This window comes from Rhizobiaceae bacterium, assembly GCA_023953835.1.
Lineage (GTDB): Bacteria > Pseudomonadota > Alphaproteobacteria > Rhizobiales > Rhizobiaceae > Mesorhizobium_G.
Genome location: JAMLJB010000001.1, coordinates 2864863 through 2882797, shown reverse-complemented (window position 1 = coordinate 2882797; position 17935 = coordinate 2864863). Strand labels below are relative to the sequence as shown.

Genomic DNA, 17935 nt, shown 5'->3' with positions numbered 1-17935 from the left:
GACAGGCCGGGGTTCAGGGCGTTTCGCCGATCTCTCAGGCAAACACAATTTTATCTTATGCGGTCGAACCGTGGATGAAAGCAAGGTTTGCTTTCAAAGAGGCAATATCTTTCCCGGGTTCATGATGTCGTCCGGATCAAGCGCGCGCTTGATCGCCTGCATGAAGTCGACGGCGTCGCCAAGTTCGCTGCGCAGGAAGGCGATCTTGCCCTGCCCGATGCCATGCTCGCCCGTGCAGGTTCCCTCCATGGCGATCGCCCGCGCATTGAGGCGTCCGACAAATTCCTCCGCCGCATCGATCTCGTTGCGGTCTTCCGGGTCCATCAGCACCAGGACATGGAAATTGCCGTCTCCCACATGGCCGACAATCGGGGCGATCAGGCCGGAACTCTGGATGTCGGCCTCCGTTTCGGCGATGCATTCGGCCAGCCGCGAGATCGGCACACAGACGTCCGTCGACAGCGCCTTCGCGCCCGGACGCAGGGTCTGCGCCGACCAGTACGCATTGTGCCGCGCCTTCCACAATTCGTTGCGCTCCTCCGCGACGCTGGTCCAGAGGAACGGGCCTCCGCCAAACTCCGCCGCGATTTCTCCGAATGTTTCCGCTTGTTCGGCGACGCCCGCGTCCGAGCCGTGAAACTCGACGAACAGGCATGGGCTTTCGGGATAGTTGAGCTTCGAATAGGCAATCATCGCCTGCATCTGGAGCTGGTTGACCAGTTCGATGCGGGCGACGGGAACGCCCATCTGAATGGTCATGATGACCGCCTTGCAGGCAGATTCGATATCCGGAAACGGACAGACGCCGCCGGAGATGGCCTGCGGAATCCCGGACAGCTTGAGCGTGATCGCGGTGATGACCCCAAAGGTTCCTTCCGAGCCGACGAGCAAGCGGGTGAGGTCATAGCCCGCGGAGGTTTTGCGCGCGCGGCTTGCCGTGGTGATCGCCCGTCCGTTTGCCATCACCGCCGTCAGCGAGATCACATTTTCGCGCATCGTGCCGTACCGCACGGCGTTGGTGCCGGATGCCCGAGTCGCCGCCATCCCTCCAAGGCTGGCATTCGCGCCGGGATCGATGGGAAAGAACAGGCCGCTGTCGCGCAGATGCCGGTTCAGGTCCTCGCGGGTGACGCCGGGCTCGACGGTGCAATCCATGTCCTGCACATTGACGGCGAGAATGCGGTTCATCCGCGATGTATCGATTGAAATGCCGCCGCCGGGCGCATTGACATGGCCTTCAAGCGAGGTGCCTGTCCCATAGGGAATGACGGGTACGCGATGCTCCGCGCAAACGCGGACAATCTCCTGGACCTCCTCCGTGCTTTCAGGAAACACGACGCCGTCGGGAGCCTGATTGGGAATATAGGTCGTCGTGTGGGCGTGCTGTTCGCGCACAGCCTGCCCGACCTGGAGCCTGTCGGCAAAGCGCTGCTTCAGGATCCCGAGCGCGGTCGCAATGCCCGCTTCGTTGCGTTCAACCCTGCGCAAATCCTTCAATGCCATGGCCATCCTCCCTCAGTCAGCGGCGGTTGCACTTATGAAGGCGGTCGAACCATAAGTCCAAGGGAAATGGTGAGGTCAGCAGACGCGAGAAAAGAGAATATTTTCCCATAGCATCTTGCTTTTTCGGTACAAACCAGAAACGTTGCTGGCCTTTCGCGACGGAATCACTACATTCGGGCGCAATGTCCGGCTTTCCCGATGATATGCCCTTCTTCGATGAGGACCTTCCAGCCTCGCCCGGTGCGCAGGCGGGGGGAATTGCGGCCCGTGCAATGGCGGCGCGGCGCGGCTCCCAGCCATCCTATCTCGAAGGCCTGAATCCCGAGCAGCGCCTTGCGGTGGAAACGACCGAGGGTCCGGTTCTCGTGCTCGCCGGCGCAGGCACGGGCAAGACCCGGGTGCTGACAACGCGCATCGCGCATATATTGGCAACGGGGCGCGCCTTTCCCAGCCAGATCCTCGCCGTCACCTTCACCAACAAGGCGGCGCGGGAGATGAAGCAGCGCATCGGCCTTCTGATCGGCGAGGGCGTTGAGGGAATGCCGTGGCTTGGTACATTTCACTCCATCGGGGTGAAGCTTCTGAGGCGGCACGCCGAACTGGCGGGGCTGAAAGCCGACTTCACCATCCTCGATACGGACGACCAGATCAGGCTTCTCAAGCAGCTCATTCAGGCGGAGGGTCTGGACGACAAGCGCTGGCCCGCGCGCCAGTTCGCCCAGATGATCGACGGATGGAAGAACAAGGGGTTCGGACCAGCGGACATTCCCGAGGGCGATGCGCGGGCATTCGCAAACGGCAAGGGCCGTGAACTCTACAAGGCCTATCAGGATCGTCTGGGCACGCTCAACGCCTGCGATTTCGGCGACCTGCTTCTGCATCCGATCCGCATTTTCAGGTCGAAGCCCGACGTTCTGGCCGAATATCACCGCAAGTTCCGCTACATACTCGTGGACGAGTATCAGGACACAAACACCGCGCAATATATGTGGCTGCGGCTGCTGGCCCAGCGCCCGCGCGCGAAGGACGAGCAGAACCCGCCTGCGGTCAACATCTGCTGTGTGGGCGACGACGACCAGTCGATCTATGGCTGGCGCGGCGCGGAGGTGGACAACATACTGCGCTTCGACAAGGATTTCCCCGGCGCGACGATCATCAGGCTGGAGCGCAACTATCGTTCCACGGCGCACATTCTGGGCGCGGCCTCACACCTGATCGCACACAATGAAGGGCGGCTCGGCAAGACGCTTTTCACGGACCACCCTGCCCCGGACGATCCCAAGGTGAATGTGCATGCGGCCTGGGATTCTGAGGAGGAAGCGCGCGCGGTCGGCGAGGCGATCGAGCAATTTCAGCGCAAGGGCGAAAAGCTCAACGATATGGCGATTCTCGTGCGCGCGTCGTTCCAGATGCGCGAGTTCGAGGACCGCTTCGTCACGCTTGGCCTGAATTACCGCGTCATCGGCGGCCCGAGGTTCTATGAGCGGCAGGAAATCCGCGATGCCATGGCCTTCTTCCGGGTGGTCGCGCAGCCCGCCGATGATCTCGCCTTCGAGCGCATTGTGAACGTGCCTAAACGGGGTCTCGGAGAGGCGACCATCAGCCAGATTCACGCGACGGCGCGCGCTTTGCGCGTGCCGATGCTGGAAGCGGCCGCAAAGCTCGCCGAAAGCGACGAGCTAAAGCCGAAGCCGCGCGCGGCCCTGCGCGAGGTCGCCGCGAATTTCGAGCGGTGGCAGAAGGCGCTGGAAGCGACGCCGCACACGGAACTGGCGGAGACCATACTCGAGGAAAGCGGCTACACCGACATGTGGAAGAACGACCGTTCGGCGGATGCGCCGGGGCGGCTGGAAAACCTCAAGGAGCTTATCCGCTCGATGGAGGAATACGAGTCGCTGCGGTCCTTTCTCGAACATGTGGCGCTTGTCATGGACGCCGAGCAGAACGAGGATCTCGACGCCGTTTCCATCATGACCCTGCATTCGGCCAAGGGGCTGGAGTTCGAAACGGTGTTCCTGCCGGGTTGGGAGGAAGGTCTTTTCCCGCACCAGCGCGCGCTCGACGAGGGCGGGCGCTCCGGGTTGGAGGAGGAAAGGCGGCTGGCCTATGTGGGACTGACGCGCGCCAAGCGGAACCTGCACCTCTGGTTCGTATCGAACCGCCGCATTCATGGCCTGTGGCAATCGACCATTCCATCGCGTTTCCTGGACGAATTGCCGGAAAACCACGTGGAAGTCGCCGACGCGGGTAATTCCTACGGCGGCTACGGCCAATCCGGATATGCGGCGGGGCGCGGCGGTTACGGGCGGCAGAACCCATATGGCGCTTCGCGCTTCGATTCGGTCGGGGAGCGCAGTTTTTCAAACACTTACGCGACGCCGGGCTGGGCGCGCGCACAGGCCAACCGCACGGAGGCGACGGACCGAAACTGGGGATCGCGCTCCGGCCACAATCTCGAACGCATTGGATACGGCGAGGCAGATTCCGGATACGGCGCGGGTCGCGGCTCGGTGAAAGGGCGCGTGATCGACGGCGAGCTGGTCGCCAAATCCGTTTCGGATGCGCCCTCCCCGTTCAATATTGGCGACCGGGTTTTTCACCAGAAGTTCGGGAACGGCAATGTCGCGGCAGTGGAAGGCAACAAGCTGACCATCGATTTCGACAAGGCAGGCCAGAAAAAGGTGCTCGACGGCTTTGTGAAAGCCGTGTGAGCTTCCTTCCGCAACGTTTCGGACGCTGGTCGAACGCCAACAATGGACCCTCCATCGATGTTCCTCTCCAATCGCGACATGATCGAACTCACCGACTTCCGGCACGCGCTGCATCGTGCCCCTGAAGTCTCCGGCGAAGAGCAGGCAACGGCCCGGGCAGTCTCGGATTTTCTCAACACGGCAAGGCCGCATCGCGTGGTTACGGAACTCGGCGGCCATGGCGTCGCGGCGATCTACGAAGGCGCGGAGCAAGGTCCGACGGTGATGTTTCGCTGCGAACTTGACGCGCTGCCTATCGACGAGATTTCCGAAGCGCCCTACCGCTCCCGGACACCCGGCAAGGGACATCTGTGCGGCCATGACGGGCACATGACCATATTGGCGGCGCTCGCTCGCGGCCTTGGTCGGAAACCACCCGCGCGAGGTCGCGCGGTCCTTCTGTTCCAGCCATCCGAGGAAAACGGCGCGGGTGCCGCCGCGGTCATTGCCGATCCGAAATTCGCCGCGATCGCGCCGGACTACGCCTTTGCCTTGCACAATATGCCGGGGCTGCCGCTGGGATATGCAGCGGTATCGCAGGGTCCTGCAAATTGCGCCTCGCGCGGCATGCGGATCAAGCTGACCGGCAAGACCTCCCATGCCTCGGTTCCAGAGGCGGGGCGTTCGCCGATGGCAGCCCTATCGACGCTGATGCCGGCGCTGACCGCGATCGGAAAGGGCGGAGCGCTCGATGAAGCCTATCGGCTCGTCACGATCACGCACGTGGCGATGGGCGAACCGGCCTTCGGCATTGCGCCCGGCCATGCGGAAATCTGGGCAACGCTGCGCACGCTGCGCGACGAGCGCATGGATGCGCTTTCCAAGGAAGCGGAAAAGCTTGTCGCCGACGCTGCTGCCGCCTCGGGGCTTGGCGTCAAGATCGCCTACCGTGATGTGTTTCACCACTGCGACAACGATGCGGAGGCCGTGGCAATTCTCCGCGGTGCCTTCGAGGCCGAGGGAATCGCGCATGGCGAAAGCGAACCGATGCGCGGCTCGGAAGATTTCGGCCTTTTTGGCCGCGCCGCCAAATCCGCGATGTTCCTTTTCGGGTCGGGCGAGCGCACCCCGCAGCTTCACAATCCCGATTTCGATTTCCCCGATGCGTTGATCGAACCCGGCGCAAGGATCTTCATGCGGGTTGCCCGAACGCTGCTTGGGTGATGATTGGATAGGTGGGTCAGGCCGCGCGATGGCCGGTGGCGTTGCCGCCCTTCTTGCGCGCCGAGGTCCGGCGGCGTGCAGCCTTCGGCAACGACATCTCTATTTCGCCCTTTTCGGCGCGTTTTGCCGCCGCTTCGCATTTCCGACGGATTTCCTCGACTTCGCTTTCGGTCAGATGCTCGATGCCGATGAAGTGGTTTTTTGCCTCGCTCACCCGGACAAGCTCGTCCAGTTTCGCCTGCATGGCCGCGCCATCCCTGTTCTGCGTGTTCTGGATCAGGAACACCATCAGGAAAGTGATGATCGTCGTGCCTGTGTTGATGATGAGTTGCCACGTATCGGAATAGCCGAAGATCGGGCCGCTAACCGCCCAAACGACGATGATGCCGACACACAGAATGAACGCCATGGGCGTGCCTGTGGCGTAAGCTACCCTGTTGGCGATCCACGTGAATTGCTTTTCCATTGGAACAGGCCCGGCTGATGTTTGCGCACCATAACGCCCGCGCCTTCATGGAGTTCCGGCGCTCAGGCGCCGCGCGGCTCCCAACGATCGAGAAACGCGTCGATTGAAAGGTTTTGCATGTCCGGGATCGCCTCAAAAAGCATTTCCACCGGCCAGTCCCACCACGCAAGCCGCTCGATGCGTCGCGCTATTTCATCGGGAAAGCGCGCCCGCAATGGCCGCGCCGGCACTCCGGCCACAATCTCGAAAGGGCCGACGTCTCTGGTCACGACCGCATTTGCGCCGACAACCGCGCCATTTCCGATCGTCACGCCGGGCATGACCACCGCGCCGTGGCCTATCCAAACATCATGGCCGATGCGCACTTTCCTGGCACGCCGCCGCTCGCGGAAGGCGCTGTCGACACCCTGGTAGCGGAAATATTCATTCGGCCGGTAGCTGATCTTGTGCTGGGTCAGGCGCTCGATGGGATGTTCCAGCGCGTTCAACCTGCTGTTGGCCGCAATCGAGCAGAACTTGCCGATATCGGCGTAGATCGCCTCGGCATGGCGCTCGAAATAGGTAAAATCGCCGACCGTCACATCGCGCATCACGCAGCGTTCCGCGACGGACACATACTGGCCGAGACGGCATGATTTCAGCTCTGCCGTTGGATGGACCTTCGGCTGGGGATCATGAAAGCGAAACACATCGTCCATTGAGGCTACTGCGGCTTGCCCTTTTCCCAGACGACATTCTGTCCAAAGAGCGGAACGGTTGAAATCGCCATCTTCGCCGATCCGTCCTGCACCTGTCGCGAATGCGAAAGGTAAATGAGCGTATCGTTCTTCCTGTCGTAAATGCGATTCACCACCTGCTTCTTCCAGATCAGGCTGATGCCCTGCTTGAAAACCTCCTCGCCACCCGTGCCGAGATCGATGTCGCCGATCTTGATCGGTCCGGTCTGGTTGCAGGAGATGGCGGTGTCGGAAGGGTCCTCGAACCAGTTGCCTTTCTGAAGCCGGTCGATGACGCCGCGCTCGAAATAGCTGACATGGCACGTGACGCCTTCGACCGAGGGGTCCTTGATCGCCTCCACGATGATGTCGTTTCCGAGCCAGTCGACTCCGACCTGGCCAACTTCATCCGCAAGCGCCGGAACGGCGATGCCGGAAACAATGACCACGGCCAAAGCCGACAAGAATTTGCGCATCGAAAGCTCCCTGGCCACAACGATTCGATGCGCAAGAGATGGGGCAGGCAGACCCTGCCCGCAAGCCTTCCTCAGGCGCTCGGCACCAGCATTCTGCGCAGGACGTTGGTTTTCCAGAAGAACTGGTGCACCAGAGCGCCAAGCACGTGCAGGCCGATCAGCGGCAGTAGCACGGTTTTTGCGATCTTATGCGCGTCGATTGCGCTGCCATTGCCGAGAATCCAGCCGACAAGGCCTGAAACCGGCAGGATGATGAGCAGCGCGTAGAGCGCGACATGGGCAAGTTTCGCCAGCCATTGCAAGGCCACGGGTTCAGCCGGATCGGCGGGCGGCGCGCCATATTTGAGACGAAGCCATAGGCGCGCGGCCATCAGCAGCAGAACCGCGACACCAACCACGATATGCGCCAGCGCGAGCGACGAAAATGCATCGCCGACGACGCCGGTGTCCTCGAAGGCGTCCCACGCCTGCTCGATGCCTTCGGAGGCGAGAAACTGGAAGGCGATGAAAACCGCCACAGTCCAATGCAGAAGGATTTGCGATTTGTTGTATCCGGTGGCAACGCTCATTTTTGAAAGTCCGATCTAAGTTAAGTCGCGGCAATATGGTGCCTTTATTTGGGGTCCCGCGCACATTATATTTTTGTAATGAGACCGAATCCGAAGGCCCTTTTTCCACCGGCGGGCGTGCTAGCGCTCGCCGTCGCGACGATTGCTGTCGCCACAGGGGCGGCCTTTGCCGGATGGCTCAACAATGCGGACGGAATATTCCTGTCCGTGGTAGAAGCCGGTCTTTCCTGGTGCATGTAGGATCGGGATCCGAAAATCTTCTGGGAAAATTGGCATGATGCGCTTTGTTCTCGCCGGAATCATCTTCCTGATGGCGCTGACCGTAGGCTGGATGACCTTCGACTGGTACCGGATGCAAAATGGCGAGGTCGCTTTCGGCGGCCCATTCCAGCTTGTCGACAGCCGTGGCGCGCCGATCGACGAGCAGGCTTTTCGTGGACATCCTTCGGCTGTTTTCTTCGGCTTCACGCACTGTCCTGAGGTCTGCCCGACCACGCTTGCGGAGATGGACGGCTGGCTCACGACACTTGGCGACGAAGGAAAGGACATCCGGGCCTATTTCGTGAGCGTGGACCCCGAACGCGACACGCCGCAGATCATGAACGACTATGTCACCAATGTTTCGGACCGCATCACCGGCATTACGGGCGACCCGGCGAAAATTGACCAGATGGTAAAAGACTTCAAGATCTATGCCCGCAAAGTGCCGACGGACGACGGCGACTATACGATGGACCATACCGCTTCCGTGCTGCTGCTTGGCAGCAAGGGGCAATTCTTCGGCACCATCGCCTACGGAGAAAACACGGATACCGCACTTGCCAAGCTGAAAAGACTGGCGACGGAAGGCTGATCCGGAAATGACGCAGACGCGCCTTTTTGCTCGCATGAGCCGCGCAGACGTGGAGCGCGCATTCGCCGCTCTCGAAATGGATTTCGAGGATGCGGGTTATCCCCTCGCCATCCTTGAAATCGACGAGGATCGCGACATTCACGAACTGTCTGTCTATGTGGAGGGCGAGGCGGGTGAAACAAGCAGGGCAATCGAAACGCGACTGTCGGAATTGCGCATAGCCGCACCGATCGGGCTTGAGGAATTGCCGGACATCGACTGGGTGGCGAAATCGCTGGAAGGGTTGAAGCCCGTTCGCGCCGGGCGCTTTCTGGTGCATGGCGCGCATGACCGCGACAAGCGACACATCGGCGATATCGCCATCGAGATCGAGGCCGGGCTTGCTTTCGGCACCGGGCACCATGGGACGACCTCGGGCTGCCTCGAAATGATCGACCGCGTGGTGAAGCGCGAGCAACCGCGAAACGCACTGGATCTGGGAACCGGAAGTGCGGTGCTTGCAATTGCGCTGGCGAAGCTGGCGCATATCCCGGTATTGGCCACCGATATCGACCCGGTCGCGACAAGGGTCGCTGAAGCGAACGCGCGGCTGAACGGCGTGAGCGCCTGGGTCTCGGCCCTCACCGCCACCGGATTTGGACACCCGTCTTTTGCGGCGCGCGCGCCCTTTGACCTCATCGTGGCCAATATATTAGCGCGCCCGCTCATGCGGCTTGCACCTCAGATGGCGCGGTTCACGGCATCCGGCGGATCAGTGATCCTGTCGGGTATTCTCGAACGCCAGCGAAACGCGGTGCTTGCCGCCTATGTGGGCCAGTCGTTCCGGCATATCGATACGCTGCACCGCGAGGGCTGGGTGACAATTCACCTCAAACGCTGAGGCGCGCCGATTTCCGCAGCGTGTTGCGGTCATAGCCGTGCGCCTTCAACGTATCGTCGTCGAATGAAAGAAGCGCGCGGCTCACATAGACTTCCGCTTCGCGCTCGCGCGCCGCTATGAATGCGTCAAGGCTGCGGCGAAGAAAACTGCTGATTTTGATGGTCATTGCCTGTCTCCGAATCTGCTTCGGCTGGCTCCTCCCATGCGTTTAAGTTAGACATTATTTGTGCAATGCAAAAGGCTTTATATTGCATTGCACCCAAGCATTGAACGCATAGCTTTCTTTGATTTCAGCGGGAAGTTCGGATAGCACTTTGCGCGCGAAGTGGAGAGGCCGCGCCATGTATGAAGCAAAGTTCCAGACATTCGAGGCGACCGGCGATCCAGCGGTCGGCGTACCGCGTGTCGCATTGCTCCGGGATTGGCTTGCCACGCACAATCTGGATGGCTTCCTGGTGCCCCGCGCCGACGAGCATCAGGGCGAATACGTGCCTCCCTGCTCCGAGCGGCTGCGGTGGATTTCCGGGTTCTCCGGGTCAGCGGGTGCGGCCATCGTGCTACGCGACCGAGCCTTCATCTTCGTGGATGGCCGTTACACCTTGCAGGTGCGCCAGCAGGCCGACATGAACCTCTTCAAGGTGGAAAGCCTGGTCGAAAACCCGCCCGCGAACTGGCTCGCCGACAATATCGGCAAGGGCGCGCGAATCGGTTTTGACCCGTGGCTCCACACGATTTCGGAAGCGGCCGCGATGCGAAAGTCGGCGGCCAAGGCGGGCGCCGAACTCGTGGCGCTGGAGCAGAACCCCATCGACGCGATCTGGAGCGACCGGCCAAACCCGCCGCTCAGCTCCATCACGATCCAGCCGGCCGAACTGGCAGGCGAACTGGCGCGCGACAAGCTCCAAAGACTTGCAGCCGCCGTTGCCAGACAGGGTGCAACCCACGCGGTGCTGACCGACCCGTCATCAATTGCCTGGGCCTTCAACATTCGCGGCTCTGACGTTCCCCACACACCGCTTGCGCTCGGCTTTGCCGTGATCGCCGCCGAAGGTCCCCATCTGCTTTTCATGGACAAGCGCAAGATGGGAATCGAGACGGAAGCCTATCTGACCCAGCTTGCCGATTTGCGTGCTCCGGCATCGCTCGAAAAGGAACTGGCAAGACTTGCTCACAACGGCGCGCGCATTTCCCTCGATCCGGCGCTTGCCGCAGAGCGGCTGCGCATGATCGTCGAGGCGAGCGGCGGCACTGTGGTGGAAGCGGCGGACCCCGCCCGCCTGCCCCGCGCGACCAAGAATGCGGCAGAGCTTGTTGGCGCTCGCGCCGCGCATCGCCGGGACGGCGCTGCCGTTGCGCGGTTCCTGTGCTGGCTCGATGCCCGGAAGCCCGGCACGGTTGACGAGATTGCGGCGGTGACGCGTCTTGAGGAAGCGCGCTACAGGGTCGGCGAGGAAACGCAGAGGCCGTTGAAGGATGTTTCGTTCGAGACGATCTCCGGCGCGGGTCCGAACGGGGCGATCATCCACTATCGTGTGTCCATGGCCACCAACCGGTCACTCGGCGAAGGCGAGCTTTTCCTGCTCGATTCCGGCGCACAATATCAGGACGGGACCACGGACATCACGCGCACCGTTGCCATCGGCAGGCCGAGCGAGGAAATGCGCGAGCGATTTACGCTTGTCCTAAAGGGATTGATGGCGATTTCGCGTCTGCGGTTTCCACCCGGCACGCGGGGAGCCGACCTCGACGCGTTCGCGCGCGCGGCCCTATGGAACCACGGTCTGGACTATGCTCACGGAACCGGCCACGGCGTCGGCGCCTATCTCGCTGTGCATGAAGGCCCGCAACGGCTCGCAAAATCCGGAACGGAAAAGCTTCTGACCGGCATGATCCTTTCCAATGAGCCGGGCTACTACAAGGAAGGTCACTACGGGATCCGGTCGGAAAACCTCATCGTCGTCAATGCGCCCGCGCCGATAGATGGCGGGGACATCGACATGCACAGTTTCGAGACGCTGACACTTGCGCCCTTTGACCGCAGATTGATCCGCGTGGACCTGCTGACCGGCGAGGAACGCGACTGGCTGAATGCGTATCACGCGCGCGTGCTGGCGGAAATCGGCCCGATGGTGGACGGCGAAACGTTGAAATGGCTCGAAGCGGCTACGTCGAGGCTCGACTGACCCGCGCTAAGCGAAATTGCGCAACAGGATAAGCATCGCAGCGCCGGATACGAACATTGTCATGAGACCGAAGCGCAACGCCACGATGGCCGCGAAGAGCATCGCAATGATCTCTTTCGGGCCTGCGGAAAGCAGAGCCGGCGCGAACAGGGCAGTCAGGACTGCTGCGGGCACGGCGTTGAGCGCGCCCTCAATGCGCGGATGAACGGTTTCGAAGCGGGACAGAACGAGATTTCCACCGACGCGCGTCAAATAAGTGGCAAGAGCCGAGGCGAGGATGATCCAGACCGTCGAATTCACCGCTTCTCTCCCTGCATGGACGGAGGAAAAATGAGCGCCAGCACGATACCCGCGAGCGCGCCAAGCGAAACGTGCCATGGCGAGCCAACATATTTGTAAGCCAGCATCGCCGCGCCCCCGCTCACAAGCACGATTGGCAGCCACATGGGCCGGGAGCGAAAGCCCATGACAATGCCCATGAAATAGATAGGCAGCAGGAAATCGAGGCCGATTGCGTGCGGATCGGGAATGAGCCGGCCGAACAATGCGCCCAACAGCGTGGCGGCGATCCAGAAGAAATAGATCGAAAGCCCCAGGCCCAGATACCACGCAAACGGCAAAGGCTCCCGCAGCGCGCGGCTTTCAGCCTCGGCAAATTGCGGATCGGTCAGGAGGAAATAGCCGACCGCCTGCTGCCACCACGTCCAATGGGCCAAATGCCGTCCGATCGCTGCGGAGTAGAGCACGTGGCGGAAATTCACTGCGAAGATCGACAGGACAATCAGCCACGGCGCGATCCTGTGACCGAACAACTCGATGCCGACCATCTGGCTTGCGCCGCCGAACACCGTCATGCTCATCAGGACAGCGTCGAAGACGCTGAGGCCATTATCTATCGAAAGCGCACCGAACAGGGCGGCAAACGGTGACGACGCAACCACAACCGGGATGCTGCGGCGCATACCGTTCAGGAACTCGGTACGCGGCGCACGGCGCGCGGGCATGTTGATCGTCATTTCGGCAGTCATTTGCAGGAAGCTCCCGGAGGAGCGTTAGGTAGGTTGGAACACGCGGATTGTCACGCGAATTCCGCTGAACGCTAAAATGAGATTCGTTCATGCGGCACTTCAACCGCCTACCCGCTCAAACCATTGATCTTCATTGATAACTTCGATGCCAAGTTCGGTCGCCTGCTTCAGCTTGGAGCCCGCCCCCGGCCCCGCGACCACAAGGTCGGTCTTTTTCGACACCGAGCCTGCAACCTTGGCCCCAAGCTTCTCGGCCATCGCCTTTGCTTCGTCGCGCGACATTTTTTCGAGCGAGCCGGTGAATACGACCGTCTTGCCCGCAACCGGCGATGAACTCGAATCGACCTGCTCTTCCTCGCGCGGTGTAACCTCGGCCAGCAATCGGTCGAGCACCTCCCGGTTGTGCTGCTCGGCAAAGAAATCGACCACGGCTTCCGCCACGACATCGCCGATGCCCGACACCGAGCGCAACTCCTGCCAATAAGCATTGCCGGGATCGCCCTTGCCCTGCGGAGGCACCGCATGTTCGCCCGCCTCCCGCAAGGCCGCGAAGCTGATAAAATGGCGCGCCAGCCGCTTTGAATTGGTTTCCCCGACATGCCGGATGCCGAGGGCGTGCAGGAAGCGCCAGAAATCGATCGTCCTGCGGTCATCGATGGCATCGAACAGTTTGCGGACCGAAACCGTCCCAAAACCTTCGACATTCTCCAGCTTGGTCAAGGATGCCGTCTGCCGCGCCCTGAGCATAAAAATGTCGGCGGGCGAATGGATCGAGAGCGACGGATCCTTCGCATTGAAGAAAAACTCGATTTGCTTTTCGCCAAGGCCCTCAATGTCGAATGCGCCGCGCGATACGAAATGTCTCAACCGTTCCACCGCCTGCGCCGGACAGATCAGGCCGCCCGTGCAGCGCCGCACGGCCTCGCCGTCCTCGCGCACGGCATGGCTGCCGCAAGCCGGGCAGCGATCGGGAAACACATAGGGCACCGCATCGGCAGGCCGCTTGTCCAGTTCCACATCGAGGACTTGCGGAATGACATCGCCCGCCCTCTGGATACGCACCGTGTCACCGACACGAATATCCCTGCCCTCGCGGATCGGCTGGCCGTTATTGCCGATGCCTTTGATATAATCTTCATTGTGCAAGGTCGCGTTGGTGACGACCACGCCGCCCACCGTGACGGGCTGCAACCGCGCGACGGGTGTCAGAGCGCCCGTGCGCCCGACCTGGATATCGATGCCGGTGAGGATCGTCGTCGCTTTTTCGGCAGGGAATTTGTGTGCGATCGCCCAGCGTGGCGAACGTGAAACGAATCCCAGCCTGTCCTGCAAATCAAGGCTGTCCACCTTGTAGACGACGCCGTCAATATCGTAGCCGAGCGTGGCGCGCGCTTCCTCGATGGCTCGGTAGTGCGCCAGCATATCCTCCACCGACAAAAAGCGCTTCATCAACGGATTGGTCTTGAAGCCATAGCTTTCGAACGCCGCGACCATGCCCATCTGCGTGTCGGCAGGCATTTCGCTGACTTCACCCCAGGCATAGGCAAAGAAGCGCAAAGGTCGGCTCGCGGTAATCGAGGTGTCGAGCTGGCGCAACGAGCCTGCCGCCGCGTTGCGCGGATTGGCGAAAACCTGCTTTTCCGCCGCGGCATTTCGCCGATTCAACTCCGCGAAATCGAAATGGCTCATATAGACTTCGCCGCGCACTTCCAGCACGTCGGGAAAATCGCCGGCAAGCACATTGGGGATGTCGGAAATCGTTCGGGCATTCGCAGTGACGTTTTCGCCTACTGTGCCGTCTCCGCGCGTTGCCGCTGTTATCATGCGGCCTTGCTCGTAGCGGAGCGAAAGAGACAGGCCGTCAATCTTTGGTTCCGCGGTGATGGCAACCGGCTGGTCAGCTGCGAGGCGCAGGAAACGCCGCACCCGTTCGACGAATTCGCGCACATCCTCGTCGCTGAACGCATTGTCGAGCGACAGCATCGGCACCGCGTGAACGACCTTGGCGAACTTGGTCGAAACAGACGCGCCAACGCGTTTCGACGGCGAATCCTCGCGGATCAGATCGGGGAAACGCTGCTCGATGGCAAGGTTGCGCCGCCGCAGGGCATCATATTCGGCATCGGACACGGTCGGGGCATCGTCGGCGTAATATCGCCTGTCGTGCTCGGCAATTTCGCGCGAAAGCCGCTCCAACTCCTCGGCGGCTTCCGTTTCGTCCAACGCCTCGACTGACTTGTGACTATCGGCCACAGCGCTTCTCCGCATCCTGTCGCGCCGGACTATGCTTTCGCCGAAACGGCAAATTCAAGTGCCCGTGCAAAGTCTCCTGACTTGCTCACCGCGCAAGCAGCTTGCCCGCCGCAGCGCGCGCTTCGTCGGTGATGGTGGCGCCCGCAAGCATGCGCGCGATTTCCTCCTGCCTCGCCGCGTCGTTCATTTGCTCGACGCTCGTGGCAACGCGATCCGCACCGGATTTCGAGATCAGGAAATGCGCGCCCGCACGCGCGGCCACCTGCGGCGCATGCGTAACGGTCAAAACCTGCACATTTTCAGCAAGGCGCTCCAGCCGCTGCCCGATCGCATCAGCGACAGCGCCGCCGACACCGGAATCGATCTCGTCGAACACAAGCGTCGGCGCTGACCCCCGGTCCGCCAGTGCCACCTTGAGCGCCAGCAGGAAGCGCGAAAGCTCACCACCCGAAGCGACCTTCATCATCGGGCCGGGGCGCGAGCCGGGATTGGTGCGCACCCAGAATTCGATCTGGTCGATCCCTTCTTCGGTGCGGTTTTCGGCGTCGGTGGAAATCGCGACAATAAATTCCGCCCGTTCGAGCTTGAGCGCGGGCAATTCCGCCATGACCGCGCGCGTCAGCGTGGCAGCGGCTGCCGCGCGCAATTCGGACAGGTGGCCCGCCATCTCGTCATAGGTTTTGCGCGCCGCGACAGAGTCCGCCTCAAGCTTTCCCAGCCTACCAGCACCGGCATCGAGATCGGCGAGGCTGGCCGCCATCGTATCGCGGAGTTCAGCAAGATCATCGACGGCGACATTATGTTTGCGCGCCACGGCCCGCAGTGCAAACAGCCTTTCCTCGGCGCGCTCCAGCGCATCCGGGTCGAAATCGATGGCCCGCAAGGCGGCCTGCACACCGGATTGCGCCGTGTCCAGCGCAATCAGCGCCTGGTCGAGCGACTGGACGACATCGTCCAGCAGGCCCGGCGCATCGGCGGCCTTGCGCTGCAACCTTCTGAGCAGCCCCGCAAGTTGCGGCGAAGGCGCGCCCGAACCGGAAAGCATTTCCTCGGCTTCGCGCACATCCGCCGCGATCTTTTCCGAGCGCATCATGTCCGCGCGCCTGTCTGCCAGCGCCGTCTCCTCGCCCGGCTGCGGGTCCAGTTGCGCCAGTTCGTCCACGGAAGCGCGGAGAAACTCGGCCTCCCGCGCCGCTGACTCGACACGAGCCCTGAGCCGCGCCAGTTCCGATTCGGAATGCCGCCAGCGCTGCCATGCCTCGCGGCAGGCGTTCGCTGCGCTCTTGTAGCCACCGAACGCATCCAGCAGCGCCCTGTGCGCCGCCGGATCGACCAGCGCACGCTCGTCATGCTGGCCATGTATTTCAACGAGCGCGCGCCCGAGGTCACGCATCAAGGTCACGCTTGCGGGCTGGTCGTTGACAAACACACGCGTGCGTCCGTCCGCATTCTGCACACGGCGCAGGATCACATCGCCATCGTCCTCGATGGCGTTTTCAGCCAGCAGCGCCCGCACCGGATGCCCGGCAGGCACATCGAACACCGCGATGACCTGACCTTGCGCCGCGCCCTGCCGCACAAGTCCGGCATCGCCTCGCGCACCGAGCGCCAGTGACAGCGCGTCCAGAAGGATCGACTTGCCGGCCCCCGTTTCGCCCGTCAGCACGGAGAGGCCGGACATCAGATCGATATCCAGCCTTTCAATGAGCACGATGTCGCGGATCGACAGTCTCGAAAGCATCGAGACCTCTTAGGTCATGAACTCATAAATCCGATTGAAATGGTGTGAGGCCATCGGTTCGGATACGCGGAGGAAAGACGCGGGAAATGTGGTGCATTTTCAAGTCTTTCCGACAAAGTAGCCGGGCCGATGGGCCACATCCGAAGGACACCGAAACGGCGGCAAGCTGCCGCGTCGAACCGCTCGAACGATGGAACTCCATCGCCCTTCGCGCTTCTCCTCGCAGCTTCTTGCCGTTTCAGGTGCCATTTCAAACGCATTTATGTGTCCATGACCTGAATCAGATTCCGTATTTCTGGCTAGCCTGTCACCGGCTTCGCGATCTTGGCAAGCCAGGAGCCGCTGTTTTCGCGCGGTTCCAGACCCTTGGACTGCAGCAGCTTGTAGCTGTCCTTGTACCACGGGCTGTCCGGGTAGTTCTGGCCGAGCACGGCTGCCGCAGCCTGCGCCTCCGAGGTCAGACCCATCGCGTAATAGGCCTCGGTGAGTCGCGCGAGCGATTCCTCGACATGGCGGGTATTGGAATAGTTCTCCACGACATAGCGGAACCGCTTGATCGCAGCGATATATTCGCGGCGCTCCAGATAATAGCGGCCGACCTGCATTTCCTTGCCGGCGAGCTGGTCACGCGCGAAGCGGATCTTTTCGTTCGCGTCGTCCACATATTCCGAATCAGGCCAGCGGGTCTCGACTTCCTCCATCGCCTCAATGGCGCGACGCGATGCCTTCTGGTCACGCGTAACGTCCGGAATCTGCCGGAAATAGCTCAGGCCGACGATATATTGGGCATATGCCGCGTCGGTCGACGAAGGATAGAGCTGGACATAGCGCTGCCCGGCATTGATCGCATCCTGATAGCGTCCCTGGCGATAGCTGGCGAAGGCGTCCATCACCATCGCCTTGCGGGCCTGCTCCGAATAAGGATGTTGACGGTCAAGCGCCTGGAATTTCTTGCTGGCCTCGCTCAGCCGCCCGGCATTCAGGTTAGCCAGTCCCTGATTGTACAGCACATCCGGCGGGTCCGTCTGGTCCACATAGGTGGACAGGTCGATGTCGTCCTCCGACGACATGCAGCCGGAAACCGCCAAGGGCAGGATCGTCACGGAAACGCAGAGCAAAGCCCTTGCGGACAGCCGTGATTTCAAAAAGTCAAATGCCATATTCAACAATCCGCTTATCGGGCGTTTGGAATATCAAACCGCGCGGTCATCAGGGTCTTGACCCTAACCACGGACGCCCCCTTGCGGCAACGCCTTGGTCCGGCAATCGCACATTTTTGTGGCAATGCACCGTTTCAAGGCCGCAAACTGATAAAAGCACGGCCTCGCGGCGGGAATAGCGCGAAACCGTTAA

16 protein-coding genes are annotated in these 17935 nt (G+C 61.4%); 5 read left to right on the top strand and 11 right to left on the bottom strand.

Features of this window, described 5'->3' with window-relative positions; translation table 11 throughout:
• Positions 1-93: 93 nt before the first annotated feature.
• Positions 94-1503 (bottom strand): FAD-binding protein, encoded by a 1410-nt coding sequence (locus tag M9924_13520; GenBank protein ID MCO5065416.1) that lies wholly within the window; start codon positions 1501-1503, stop codon positions 94-96.
• Between the two features lie 182 nt (positions 1504-1685).
• On the opposite strand from M9924_13520, the gene M9924_13515 reads away from it, so the two are divergent.
• On the top strand, positions 1686-4214 hold the full coding sequence (locus M9924_13515; protein ID MCO5065415.1) for a UvrD-helicase domain-containing protein: 2529 nt from the start codon (positions 1686-1688) through the stop codon (positions 4212-4214).
• Positions 4215-4271: 57 nt separating this feature from the next.
• Positions 4272-5417: an amidohydrolase gene (locus tag M9924_13510; GenBank protein ID MCO5065414.1), complete on the top strand. Its 1146-nt coding sequence runs from the start codon at positions 4272-4274 to the stop codon at positions 5415-5417.
• A gap of 16 nt (positions 5418-5433) precedes the next feature.
• On the opposite strand, the gene M9924_13505 is transcribed toward M9924_13510, so the two are convergent.
• From M9924_13505 to M9924_13490, 4 genes are all read right to left on the bottom strand, one after another.
• Complete coding sequence (locus M9924_13505) at positions 5434-5883, bottom strand: low affinity iron permease family protein (protein MCO5065413.1); 450 nt, start codon at positions 5881-5883, stop codon at positions 5434-5436.
• Positions 5884-5945: 62 nt separating this feature from the next.
• Positions 5946-6581 carry an antibiotic acetyltransferase gene (locus M9924_13500; protein ID MCO5065412.1) on the bottom strand — a complete coding sequence of 212 codons (636 nt, stop codon included), beginning with the start codon at positions 6579-6581 and terminating at the stop codon, positions 5946-5948.
• 5 nt (positions 6582-6586) lie between these two features.
• The gene (locus tag M9924_13495) at positions 6587-7075 is read right to left on the bottom strand and encodes a CreA family protein (protein ID MCO5065411.1); all 489 of its coding nucleotides are present in this window, start codon (positions 7073-7075) and stop codon (positions 6587-6589) included.
• A 71-nt stretch (positions 7076-7146) separates the two neighbouring features.
• A complete protein-coding gene (locus tag M9924_13490; protein MCO5065410.1) occupies positions 7147-7644 on the bottom strand; it encodes a cytochrome b/b6 domain-containing protein in 498 nt (165 codons plus the stop codon).
• A gap of 268 nt (positions 7645-7912) precedes the next feature.
• On the opposite strand from M9924_13490, the gene M9924_13485 reads away from it, so the two are divergent.
• Complete coding sequence (locus M9924_13485; GenBank protein ID MCO5065409.1) at positions 7913-8497, top strand: SCO family protein; 585 nt, start codon at positions 7913-7915, stop codon at positions 8495-8497.
• Positions 8498-8504: 7 nt separating this feature from the next.
• The gene (locus M9924_13480; GenBank protein ID MCO5065408.1) at positions 8505-9377 is read left to right on the top strand and encodes a 50S ribosomal protein L11 methyltransferase; all 873 of its coding nucleotides are present in this window, start codon (positions 8505-8507) and stop codon (positions 9375-9377) included.
• Here the strand turns inward: M9924_13480 and M9924_13475 are convergent.
• The gene (locus tag M9924_13475; protein ID MCO5065407.1) at positions 9367-9543 is read right to left on the bottom strand and encodes a hypothetical protein; all 177 of its coding nucleotides are present in this window, start codon (positions 9541-9543) and stop codon (positions 9367-9369) included. The two genes, M9924_13480 and M9924_13475, sit on opposite strands and share 11 nt — an antisense overlap.
• Before the next feature lie 175 nt (positions 9544-9718).
• Here M9924_13475 and M9924_13470 point away from each other — a divergent pair, with 175 nt between their 5' ends.
• A complete protein-coding gene (locus M9924_13470; protein MCO5065406.1) occupies positions 9719-11560 on the top strand; it encodes an aminopeptidase P family protein in 1842 nt (613 codons plus the stop codon).
• A gap of 6 nt (positions 11561-11566) precedes the next feature.
• On the opposite strand, the gene M9924_13465 is transcribed toward M9924_13470, so the two are convergent.
• From M9924_13465 to M9924_13445, 5 genes are all read right to left on the bottom strand, one after another.
• Positions 11567-11860, bottom strand: coding sequence for an AzlD family protein (locus M9924_13465; protein MCO5065405.1), 294 nt, complete (start codon positions 11858-11860; stop codon positions 11567-11569).
• Entirely contained in the window at positions 11857-12588 is a 732-nt protein-coding gene (locus tag M9924_13460; GenBank protein MCO5065404.1) for an AzlC family ABC transporter permease, read from the bottom strand. Before M9924_13460 ends, M9924_13465 begins: the two co-directional genes overlap by 4 nt.
• 99 nt (positions 12589-12687) lie before the next feature.
• Positions 12688-14856: an NAD-dependent DNA ligase LigA gene (ligA, locus tag M9924_13455; protein ID MCO5065403.1), complete on the bottom strand. Its 2169-nt coding sequence runs from the start codon at positions 14854-14856 to the stop codon at positions 12688-12690.
• Positions 14857-14926: 70 nt separating this feature from the next.
• Positions 14927-16582: a DNA repair protein RecN gene (gene recN, locus M9924_13450; GenBank protein ID MCO5065402.1), complete on the bottom strand. Its 1656-nt coding sequence runs from the start codon at positions 16580-16582 to the stop codon at positions 14927-14929.
• 299 nt (positions 16583-16881) lie between these two features.
• Positions 16882-17742, bottom strand: a complete 861-nt coding sequence (locus tag M9924_13445) for an outer membrane protein assembly factor BamD (protein MCO5065401.1) — start codon at positions 17740-17742, stop codon at positions 16882-16884.
• Between the last annotated feature and the right edge of the window lie 193 nt (positions 17743-17935).

Coding starts and splice junctions, on each gene's coding strand:
- recN (MCO5065402.1), bottom strand. CDS start 16,582: ATGCTTTCGAGACTGTCGATCCGCGACATCGTGCTCATTGAAAGGCTG.
- M9924_13500 (MCO5065412.1), bottom strand. CDS start 6,581: ATGGACGATGTGTTTCGCTTTCATGATCCCCAGCCGAAGGTCCATCCA.
- M9924_13480 (MCO5065408.1), top strand. CDS start 8,505: ATGACGCAGACGCGCCTTTTTGCTCGCATGAGCCGCGCAGACGTGGAG.
- M9924_13445 (MCO5065401.1), bottom strand. CDS start 17,742: ATGGCATTTGACTTTTTGAAATCACGGCTGTCCGCAAGGGCTTTGCTC.
- M9924_13520 (MCO5065416.1), bottom strand. CDS start 1,503: ATGGCATTGAAGGATTTGCGCAGGGTTGAACGCAACGAAGCGGGCATT.
- M9924_13510 (MCO5065414.1), top strand. CDS start 4,272: ATGTTCCTCTCCAATCGCGACATGATCGAACTCACCGACTTCCGGCAC.
- ligA (MCO5065403.1), bottom strand. CDS start 14,856: ATGCGGAGAAGCGCTGTGGCCGATAGTCACAAGTCAGTCGAGGCGTTG.
- M9924_13475 (MCO5065407.1), bottom strand. CDS start 9,543: ATGACCATCAAAATCAGCAGTTTTCTTCGCCGCAGCCTTGACGCATTC.
- M9924_13460 (MCO5065404.1), bottom strand. CDS start 12,588: ATGACTGCCGAAATGACGATCAACATGCCCGCGCGCCGTGCGCCGCGT.
- M9924_13490 (MCO5065410.1), bottom strand. CDS start 7,644: ATGAGCGTTGCCACCGGATACAACAAATCGCAAATCCTTCTGCATTGG.
- M9924_13515 (MCO5065415.1), top strand. CDS start 1,686: ATGTCCGGCTTTCCCGATGATATGCCCTTCTTCGATGAGGACCTTCCA.
- M9924_13470 (MCO5065406.1), top strand. CDS start 9,719: ATGTATGAAGCAAAGTTCCAGACATTCGAGGCGACCGGCGATCCAGCG.
- M9924_13505 (MCO5065413.1), bottom strand. CDS start 5,883: ATGGAAAAGCAATTCACGTGGATCGCCAACAGGGTAGCTTACGCCACA.
- M9924_13495 (MCO5065411.1), bottom strand. CDS start 7,075: ATGCGCAAATTCTTGTCGGCTTTGGCCGTGGTCATTGTTTCCGGCATC.